Origin of the sequence: Leptospira ryugenii (assembly GCF_003114855.1) — a bacterium.
Taxonomy (GTDB): domain Bacteria; phylum Spirochaetota; class Leptospiria; order Leptospirales; family Leptospiraceae; genus Leptospira_A; species Leptospira_A ryugenii.
Genome location: NZ_BFBB01000010.1, coordinates 1 through 10,594, shown reverse-complemented (window position 1 = coordinate 10,594; position 10,594 = coordinate 1). Strand labels below are relative to the sequence as shown.

The following is a 10,594-nucleotide window of genomic DNA, read 5'->3' as shown; positions in this document are numbered from 1 at the left end:
TTAAATCTACAAATAGGAAATGAAAATGAATAAAGAATTAGCCTTGGATATAAGAACCGACTGGTTTAAAAAATATTTAAAACAATGGAAAGGAATCATTCGACCTGATTTCGAGAAGGCGTTCGAGAATCCGGCAGAAGATAAGCAAATACTCATGGATTCGATAAAACGATTTACATTCACTATGTTGAATTACGTAGGTTTTTATCTATGTTTGTTCTTAATAGGATATCGATACTATTCAGCTCTTAATGAACAAATGGTATTGGGATATACAAAAAAAGGAATTACGGGACTCGGAACCTATTTAAACTTATACCCCTTCAATGTAATCTATCTAGTGTTTGCACTTATTTTGACGGTGGGATTTCTTTCAATATTTACTTATCTTTTCCTAGTATATCTTGAAGATGTAAAACCCTCTTTCATAAAAAATTTATCAGCTATCCTCAACTCAGTAGCTTTGGTGAATGTTCTACTATTTCCCTTTTTGCTGATCAATGCCCTATTCCCTTTTGACAAGCCAATAGGTACTTTTGGATTAGGAGTGTATGTTGGTGCCTTGATACTCGTGTTAGCAGTGGGATTTGTGTATTCTGCAGTTATATACATTCGATCGATGCATTGGAGTTCCAGACAAAACTATCGTAGAGCTCTTTTGGCCTGGATAGTCTCTTTCGGTATGATCTTATTTTTTGTTTCTAGAATATTAGGAAAGTGAATCTTTCAAAAGTCTAGTTTGCTTATCGATTTTCTTAAATTTTAATCATTAAATGAGAAAAGGAAAAACTTCCCATAACAAATCCCTCTTTCAAAAAATGTAGCTTTTGTTATAGATTAATAGATTTTTGACTTGAGCAATTTTACTACTCTTTGGACTCTAAAAGGAAGCGTCCAAAGATTCTGTAAAGGTTTCAAAGGAAAAGATTTCTGTACTTCCGGTAAGCAATTTGAATTTCATTAAGTATCTTCTATTTACCTTCCTTTTTCTTGTTTCAACGCATTTACTTGCACGTGACACAAAGACAGTTACATTCAAGGCATTTGGTTTCTCAATTGAAAAACCTAAAAGTTGGCATGATAGTTCATCTGAAGATTTTACAGAAAATCTAAACCGAGTTAAGTCCTCGGACGAGGAATTTGATGCCCTACTCAAGAAATACACACAAGTTCCATTTTTCTCAATTTTAAAGTATAAGAATCCGTATGATGATATCAATCCATCTTTGAAAATTAATGTTGCTCCTAAAGCAGTGGTCGATCCTGAAAAGCCTGAACTGTATTTAGAATCGATTGCAAAGACGATGAAATCGAATTTTGCCAATTTTAAACTATTGTCAAAACCTGTTTTAACCAAACTCGATGGTCACAAGTCTGCATTTATTAAGTACTCGTATAAATTGTCTGTTGAAGGTAGTACGTCCTATGATATAACCTCAGCAATTTGGATAGTAACCCATAAGCGCCAATCTTTTATAATCGGTGCCGGATTTAGATCTGATGAGGCAAATGGAGGCTTTGCGGAACTTGAGAAGATTGTAGTGTCAATTAAATTTCTCTGATAGATTTTCTGAACTTCTCAGTTTTTCGAAGGAGAGAATTAGAAATCATAGAATGCCTGTATTATACTTCCAGTTGCATCCCATAAGAAATTTGTAATTTGATCCCAACTCTCCACAGAGGATCGGAGGCATAGCTGGGGAGTGTTTTCAAAATAATTGAATGGAAGGCCCATAATCCATTTGGATGTTCTCATTGTTTATCTTGGCATGAGTCCGACGTTATCAGTGATTATGTCCTATTTCTTTTCATTGTCTTCGATAATATAAGAATACTTAAGAACTGATTTATTTGATCCTAGAAAAAATTTTCTAATTCACATCTGATTCACCAAACGTAGGGTATTTACTCAATTTTTTGTAGTTAAAACCTTGCAAATGCATTTTTGTTATGCGAAAAAAAGAACTTGTTTTTTTATCTAAATATTTTTAGAAAGTCTTATGAAATATATATCCTTTATTATTTGTATTCTCTTACTAGGAGCCTGCAATCAGCCATCACAAAATAATGAAAGTGAAAGTATTACAAATTTGCTTTTATTGCAGCGAATTTCTTCGTCTAATTCTGGCTCTTCTTCGTCCGGCACAGCGACCACTCCGCCAAACTTCACAACCTTAACGTTAGGAACCCAGGTTTCTGGATCGGCTAGGAGGAACTCACCTGCATACTTCAAGTTTACCACTACAAGTGCAGCTACTTATTATTATGCGGGTTTCGGAAAATCCAATAGCTTTGAGATTACGTTAAAACTATTCAATTCAACCTCCAAATTAGACTCTTCTACTCAATTGCAGACAAAAACATCCGGCTTTTTAACAAATAGTGGCGAGGCTAACAGCATTGCATTGGAAGCAAATAAAGAGTATGCTTTTGAAATTTCGACAACAAGTGAATCAAATTTGACTTTCCAATTTATCGTTCTAAACAACCACCTTTCTGGTAAAGCCAGCTGTCAAGCCACACTATCCACTGACTGCTATGACTACCCAAGCGGTTCGACTCTTAACTCTTGCCCAACCTTAACTACAAATTATAGCACGTCATCTTGCGCCACAAGGTTTCCTGCTAAAACAATAGTTGGTCGCTGCACCTGGCTTTTTGCCGAAGGTGCAGATACTGTTTACAGTTTTACCTACTATAATGACGGTACCTATACCACGACTGGTGCAGCAAATACCAGCTGTACAGGAGCAGGTAGAGCAAGATTTTTTACAAACAATTAATTTTGTTTAGAATAGCTCAAAATAGATCACGGCAAGCTCGTCTTCAAAAAAGTGGAAAATATTGATTCCCCGTCAGACCTAGGATTTTTGAATGAAATGGTCAAATTGCCAAGAAAGGTGTAAAAAGGCGAACAAACAAACCAGAGTGAAATCATAAATCATCGCCAAACATCTGTTTCCATCTCCCGCCTGTCTCGCACTCCTGCTCGAATGGCGGCGCTACGCCCTCCCTGGACTCCGCTTCCGATGGAAACAAAGTTTGTCTAAACGGCCTAGAAGATCGAATTCTACATTTTATATATGTTTGCTTTGGCACCTCGGAAGGGTTAGTGGATTGTAACTTTTGTCAACAATCGATCCAGCTCTTCGCTCCAATCTTTGCTTTGCAAAGGATTTCCGCTTCGATCCGAGGTGCGGGGGTAAATAATCGTTCTAACGAACAAAGTGTCCAATATTATAGTTTTTGCGAGGCTCAGCCAGGCTCTAAATCCTTTTTTTTATTGTAAAAAATACTCTAGATCATCTGGCTTAAAGTCTTTTAAAATATGTTTATTCTTTTCATCAGCATTCAGGATTTTGATGGCTGCCTTAAGATATTCTAAGTTAGTTCTTGGAAAGTCGGCACCTTTTACTTGAAACGTAAAAAAGCTCATTTGCCCAATGCCCTTGCCATCGAATCCCTGAACCAAAAAGAGATACTTATCTTTGACGATAAAATGAAAATAGCTGTAATCAAAATATTGGTTCGGAAAACTATTTGAAAGTTTGTTTGCTTTTACGAAAATTTTACATTCGTTTCTAGGGCGATCAAGATTTCGACACTTTACACTTCGAATTTTTCCCAATGAATCAAAATATTCATCTTCTGAATATGGATAATGGAGATTATACGTAAAATTTCCATCGCCCTCTTTTCGTATCGAGAAGTTCATCGTCTGATAAAAATTGACTGGATTAATTTCATTTCCGTTCAGGTCTACTAGCGTGATATCTTTTCCAATCACTGCTGGATGGACTAATCCAAAAAAATCTAAAAAATCTGATATAGAAATATCCTTCATTCCGTCATCAAATGCAAGAATTTCGTCTGAAGTTAAAGTAATGGAGCCCGCCGAAATTCTCAACTCGCCAAGTTCTGGAACGACTTCTGTTTCAGTCTTGACCTCATCCATCTGTTGACTTACGGTCGCTTTACTCACTTCAGGTTTTGTCTCTTTACAGTCGTGTAAGCAAAAGATTAGGAGAGTCAAAATTAATTTTTTCATCTAACAACTAACCCTGCCTTCTTATAATGCATTTCACTCTAATAAGAATTCAATATCATCTTTCGTTACGAATGCCTTATTGGGATAAAAATCTTTGTCTTCAGAGTACATAATTTTAAATGCATTTTTTAAATAAATCAATGAAGCCTTTGGAAAATCATTTCCTCTAAAATTAAAACCCAATACACCCGCATTATGGAAGACTCCTTCTTTATTCATGCCCACTACATAAAACAGGTAATTATCTTTGACAAAAAATAAAAACGCGTCGTAAGGGAAATATGGATATCCGCCAGATCTTTTAACATCCTGTTTGACAAATAATTTGCATTCTTTTCTTGCCTTGTCTAAATTCCGACATAGTACTTTTTGAATTATTCCAGTCGATGCATATTCACCGTACATTTCATAATCTCCAAAATAAAGATTGTAATGAACGATTTGATTCTCATCCTCATATAGAGAGAAATCAATATCTCCATGTGTAAATGAATGTACCGTTTTAAAGTTTGCGACCATTGGCACAACACTAATCCTTCGGTATGGGCTTTTCTCATACCTCTCTGCGAAGAGATACATGAATTCTCCAATCGATATTTCTTTCATATCAAGTTTGAGCTCAGGGTCCTCTTCTGGCTTTATGTAAATGGAGCCATCAGTGATCACGAGAGGTGGCATCTCCGGAATCACTTCCAGTGATGGTGTTGGTTTAACGGAAAGCTCTTGGTCTCGACGAGACTGCCCTTCATCACCCGCTTTCTCTTTACAATGCATCATACCAGTAATTAGGAGTATCGTGAATAAAATCCTCATCTAACTAACCCTGCCTTTCTTAAAATTTCCAAATCCTCAGCTTTTTCTGGAATAAATAATTCACGCTTACCATCTGGTAATATTTTTTCAAACTGTATATGCGCATGAGGGCCGGTAGAGCGTCCAGAATTTCCAGATAAGGCGATCGCTTGCCCTGGTAAGACCTTCGTATCCTTACCTCTCGGTACCAATAGCTTACTATTGTGCTGAACTTTAATTACAAGATCAGAGTTATCGATCTTAATCACAACATACTGGCCACCAGTTTTGTGTAAAGAGTTGATTTCCGAATCACCACCTTCTCTGAATTCAATCACTTCACCTCCAACAGGAAACCCGATCCGAGTCCCCACGGGAATTGCATTGTCAAGGGCACCATGTCTCGCATCATTTCCTGTAGTCGGATCATGGCGCACTCCAAAATCACTACTGATATTTTCACCGGCAACTCCTGGAATCATAATCTCTTTCCCCATGAACTCAAAGGTGCGGATGTGACCTGTTCCCTCCCGAAGTGTATTATCCTCAGTGGGGACAAGCTTATCTACTAGTTTTCTATCACCTAACGGACCAGTTTGTCCAAGATTCATCTTAGAATCAAACAAGGCATTGGCGGCAGAAGCCATTTTCTTTTCATCTCCTGAGTAAAAAAGGTCGTAAATTGCTGCTTTCGTATTCTCAAAAGGTAATTGTTTAGTGTCTTTGCTGTCTAATGGGAGATTGGTGTTCAAGCTTGGATCTTCCAAAATGGCTGCATACACTCTTTCCTTTTTGTATTTTGCATCCGCTGTAGCATATTCTGAGCTTTCTTTCTGAGTCAATCTGTCCATTTTTCCTTTATGTTCTGAAGTAAGTGATTTTATTTTGGATTCTTTTACTTTTTCAGAAAAGTTTCCAGCATTAATCTCAGCCATTTTCTTACTAAATTCAATATTCAATTGGTTAATTTTTGGCGACACTTCTTGTAATTTTTTTTCTAGATTTGCTTTTGCCGTCTCAGCTTTCTCTTGAAGTTCAGCAATTGTTTTCCTCTTAACAGGATCCTGGATATCCCGTGATTCCAGACCAGATCTCAGCTCGTGAATCATTTTACGCTGTGCATTGTTGAGACTAAAAACTGTTTCTTTCACTACATAACTATCATCCAAATCAGGATATTTTACATCTAAATCCACATCTGGACGAGTCGATAAGTCCAGTGTCCTAAGGATATCTTTTCCTGTAGAGGATTCGTAAAGCGCACTCTCAGCTTTTTTCCTCGCCTTTATAGCCTTGTCAAATTTATCACGTGATTTTGGATCATTTGGGTCTAAAGCCACTGCGTTAAGATCTTTTACAGCTTTCTGATAGTTGTCGTATAAAGTTTGGAGCTTTGACTTTTCGTCTCCATTAAAATCAGCGGATTCACTAGCGAGAATTTCAGCAGTGATCTCTACTAGCTTTCTATTTCTCTCGGATTGCTTCGCCGATTTTTCAAATGCCTTCTCATAGTCATTTAATTTTCGGTTTACTTCCGCTAATTTGCTGCTATATGGCTTCAGCTGGTCACTCATTGACTTCTGTAGATCCAAAATACTCTTATTTGTTCTAGCAAGTGCATCTTTCCAGCTTTTTACCTCTAGTGAATTTGGAGATTTTTTCTCATCTATAAATTTTTTGATTTGCTGCTCTAAGACTTTTTTTGCTTTCTCAGCATCTCTAAGCTGTAGATCTTTCTCTTTATAATCTCCAAAAATCATTATGATGCTCATCTGATCGTTCAAATTGTTACGCTCAGCTAACAAGGCCTTTCCTTCGGGAGAATAATTCTCTGGCTTAATTCGCGCTTTTATTCTGGTATCCAATTCTTTTGCATGCTTAAGGAACGCTTTACTCTGATTAGCTGAATATTCTGTTAAGATTCTAGAAGATTGTGGATTCCTTGGAATATCTTGTCCGCTAAGATCAACTGGTCCAATAATCGCACCTACCACATCGCCAGCAATTTGTAACCCATCTTTCCCAAGTTTCACAAGTCGATCAGTCAAACTTCCGTTATTCGAATCTGATACTGGAACTGTTGCTGCTATGCCTGGTCTAGGCGGTAGTTCCGCCTTTGGTGGTTTAGCCTTGACATCGGGTTCCTTTCCAGGATGTGCCTTAGGTTTTGGAGCAGATGGAAGTTTTGTTTGTTCTGCTGGCTTAGGTGGAACAATGTCTGCCACTCTCTCAGGCATTTTCATAGGTTTTGGTGGAAGAGGATTACCATCACTATCTACCGCGACTTCACTATCCTCTTCCTCATTTCTAGCCAATACTTCAGGAGTTACCGCATGAGATCTATTAGGAACATTATTTCCAGTTGTTCCCCCTGCAAAGGCAAGACCCGCGATGCCTGTAAACGCACCCACCAATCCTAAGGCTGCTCTTGCGATGTCGTCAGCAGTAAAGTTGTCGATGGTCGCCACTCCCTCGAGTCGATCAAGTGCCTGTTCCCTTTCGTATTCGGTCATCCTTGCGATTTCTTCTGGAGTTTTACCTGAGTCTTGCAGTTTTTTGTTCTCTTTTTCTCGTAGGATTTTATTGGCTGCCCTATCTCTATCCTCAGGAGACATGGCATTAATATCCGCATCCGACATTCCTGATTTCTTCAATACATCTATTGAATTCGCATCACGAGCAAGATCATCTGTCCTATTTTGTGCCATGTTGATGTTATTCTGCGCCCAGTTGAATTCTTCAGCTGTATACCCATCTTGGGTCATCGTGCCATAATTATTTCCATTCAAAGATGACGATGTTGAAAGACCATTTCTATCAATCGTTGAGGTCAGACCAAGACCTGTCGCAGCATCTGTATATCCAACGTTGGCAGATGCCCCACCACCATTGAAATCATAATTAGCTCCAATGTTCCAACCTCGCCTTGGTCCTTCATTGGATGGGTTAAAATTCGCACCTAACGTCTGTTCTCCATTCGTCGTGCTGGATGCGGTTACCTGGACTCCTCGGAAACCTGTGTTCCAAGATCCATTAATCGTTGTATTCCCCCTTTGTGAGAAAGAAATACTCGCGTTAGCTGATGCTCCACCAACACCAAGCATACCTCCCCATCCATTTTGCCTATCATAGCTTACACCTAGACCCAAGGTAGACTTTGAAGTTACTTTGGTAACAGCATCCGTAACCTCACCAAAGTCGAACGCTCCGCCCGCAGTAAAGACTCCGATTGCCCCATTGAGAAAGCCAGCCGTCATGCCATCTACACCGTTTCTCGCGCCATCCGCCATCTGAATTCCTGCATTGATCACGGCTGCACCTACGTGGGGTGCTGCTGTTGCTGCCATGGTAAACCCAGATCCCAAAAACCGAGCAACCGCGTTGATTCCATTGGATACTGTTTGCCCAATGGAAGAGAAAACGCTCAATCCAGATGCTGCGCCTAAGGTAACAGCCGTAGTCACAGCTGTTACGACAGTGGATCTAACCGCCTCCGCCCTTGCTTTTTTGTCAGCTTTGCTTTGTTCCACTCGACTAATAGTCCCACGAAGAGCAGAGTTCAAGACAGCTCGTTCATCTTCGCTCATGCCAACAGACAATTGATTGACTGCCTCCCTCTGGAAGAGTTCTTTCACGAATCCCTTCTTGTCTTTCAGTGTGGGAGTGGATGATGTATAGCTAGTGCCAGGGGCTTTCATACCAAATGCCTGGTTGGTATAGGCAAGTGTTTGGGCTTCCAAGGTGCTGTCCCTTGAGCCTGCAAAGAGCATACGATTGCCATCGGAAAAGGACTTCTGGATATCTCGTTCTGGCATGCCTGTCGCGACGATTGCTGTTTTGATGATCCCTCCCACTGCGCCTACGACTTGAGTGCCTATGTTGGCAAAGGGATTTCCGTTTACGGCATTCCTTACTTTTTTAGCGGCCTGAGCACCTTTGTAATCCGTAATGATGTTACCAACAACTTCCATAGGAAGGCCGGTGGACTTTGCGACAGCTTGTGTAACATGTGATTGGATAATGGACTGTTCATTAGCTTTGATGGCCGCAAGTCTGTCTTTTGGACCTGTCATCTTATTGGTAAAGGCATCTGCCTTTTTGTCACCAGCTATCCCCCGATAGGCGGCATTTGTGACACCCATAGTGATACTTGCCGCCGCTTGCCCAAAAGCTGCAGTAGCACCTACCACCATCGGATTCGAGAGAAGGCCTGAGGCAGCTCCAAACATATTCGAAACTCCACCTCCGAATACATTCATAGCAGCCATCGGGCCATTCGCCATGAGAAGATTCGACATACCTCCCGTGGCATAAGATAATCCACCGGCTACAACAGCCATACCTGCGTTCGTTAGGTTATTTTTTGCCATGTCTTTTTTGATTTTCTTCTCAGCTACCTTCCCACGGAGAAAGCTTACAGCTTGTGTGAGTAAGGCAATCTGGTCTTCGTCGGCACCTGAGGCTCGTGCCCAGGCTTCGGCAAGGCTTGCATTGATTTTATCTTCTACTTTACTTTTGATGGCTCCTTTGACACCAGCCATCCCACCCGAGATGTAAGCGATGATCAGGTCTTTGATGAGGGAATCTTGGGCTTCTTGGTCTTGTTTTGCTTTGCGGAACTTGGCATCATTTTCTGATTCTACTTTTAAGATAGAGGCAACAGAGCTTTGGATAGTTTTAGAATCAGCTGTAAGCTTACGGCTGTAAAATGTTTGGTTGACAGCCATGTTTTGTGCTTCCAGATCTTTCCAATCATCATTCCCCCAGATGTCAAAGAGGTCTTTGCCTTTCGGAGCCATCACTGGATCTACACTCGATAGATACATACTTCTGCGTTCTGCTTGCGTCCCGCTGATGTATTCTCCTTTGGCATTGCGGCCACCTATTTTGCCATTGCTGATGATTTTGGTGAATGTCGCGACTCGTGTGCTCTCGTTAAAATCCACATCAAAGTCCTTTCGTAGTAACTTCAAGGCAACACACTCTGGGTCATTAGGATTGATATAACAGATTCCATGCCTAGCGTCAGGTTGTTTTGGATCTTGGATCGGAGAGAGGCCAAGGAGCTTACTCTCATTTTCGGTAAGAGAACGAACAATCATCCCATCTTCAAAGCGGAGGCTTCCATCTATCTTTGTCAGTCTATCGAGAGTTTGGCCATGGACTTTGTTAAAACAATCTTGGTAGGACTTATTGGTATCTGCCATACAGGAGTCGATGAGAGGTTTGGACTTCTTTGTGTCTGTGAGAATGGTAAGGATGTCTTTGAATCTAGCATCCCCTTCAAGATTGCCATTGTCATCAAAACGAGCTACGGACCTTGCCCCCCAATCAATGTTATATGCATTTTGGTTGATCATCCTCCTTTGTTCAAAGAGTGCGGACCGGTCATTGTTCTCATTCATGGAAAGGAGTTGGCTGTACTGGTAAATCCCATTGCTTGTCTTTTGGAAGGTGCTTGCGACATCCACTTCTGTTACAGAGGTTTCCACTTTGAGCTGAGAGTTTGCTTGGAAGAGAGAATAGGTTTGTCTTGCAACTGGAACCTTTGGAACCGAAGACAAACCAATGTTTGGGGATAAAGATTGCCCCAAGTCCAATCGAACTGTATAGCCCAAATCCATAGCATCGGGTGCTAAGCCTTTTTTGCCAGGATTCGTTGTGCTTATCTCTGCGATTTGGTTGAGTGGGTTTTGGGCCGTTTGGGTCACAGTGAACTCTCGCTCTGTGAGACTTGCGATGGTTTGGCTATAA

Annotated in this window: 6 protein-coding genes; 3 read left to right on the top strand and 3 right to left on the bottom strand. The window is 40.5% G+C overall.

The genetic code is table 11. The annotated features are described in order from the left end of the window. The first annotated feature begins 25 nt into the window (after positions 1-25). From DI060_RS18305 to DI060_RS18295, 3 genes are all read left to right on the top strand, one after another. Positions 26-721, top strand: coding sequence for a hypothetical protein (locus DI060_RS18305; RefSeq protein WP_108978459.1), 696 nt, complete (start codon positions 26-28; stop codon positions 719-721). 229 nt (positions 722-950) lie between these two features. Next, positions 951-1,562, top strand: coding sequence for a hypothetical protein (locus DI060_RS18300; protein ID WP_108978458.1), 612 nt, complete (start codon positions 951-953; stop codon positions 1,560-1,562). Positions 1,563-2,000: 438 nt separating this feature from the next. Continuing rightward, the gene (locus tag DI060_RS18295) at positions 2,001-2,783 is read left to right on the top strand and encodes a hypothetical protein (RefSeq protein WP_108978457.1); all 783 of its coding nucleotides are present in this window, start codon (positions 2,001-2,003) and stop codon (positions 2,781-2,783) included. Between the two features lie 497 nt (positions 2,784-3,280). On the opposite strand, the gene DI060_RS18290 is transcribed toward DI060_RS18295, so the two are convergent. The 3 genes from DI060_RS18290 to DI060_RS18280 are packed head-to-tail and all read right to left on the bottom strand — an operon-like array spanning position 3,281 to position 10,551. Continuing rightward, positions 3,281-4,048, bottom strand: coding sequence for a hypothetical protein (locus tag DI060_RS18290; protein WP_108978456.1), 768 nt, complete (start codon positions 4,046-4,048; stop codon positions 3,281-3,283). Positions 4,049-4,081: 33 nt separating this feature from the next. Continuing rightward, positions 4,082-4,861 (bottom strand): hypothetical protein, encoded by a 780-nt coding sequence (locus DI060_RS18285; RefSeq protein ID WP_108978455.1) that lies wholly within the window; start codon positions 4,859-4,861, stop codon positions 4,082-4,084. Beyond that, positions 4,858-10,551, bottom strand: a complete 5,694-nt coding sequence (locus DI060_RS18280) for a peptidoglycan DD-metalloendopeptidase family protein (RefSeq protein ID WP_209452083.1) — start codon at positions 10,549-10,551, stop codon at positions 4,858-4,860. The genes DI060_RS18285 and DI060_RS18280 overlap by 4 nt, the downstream gene beginning before the upstream one ends. Positions 10,552-10,594 lie beyond the last annotated feature (43 nt).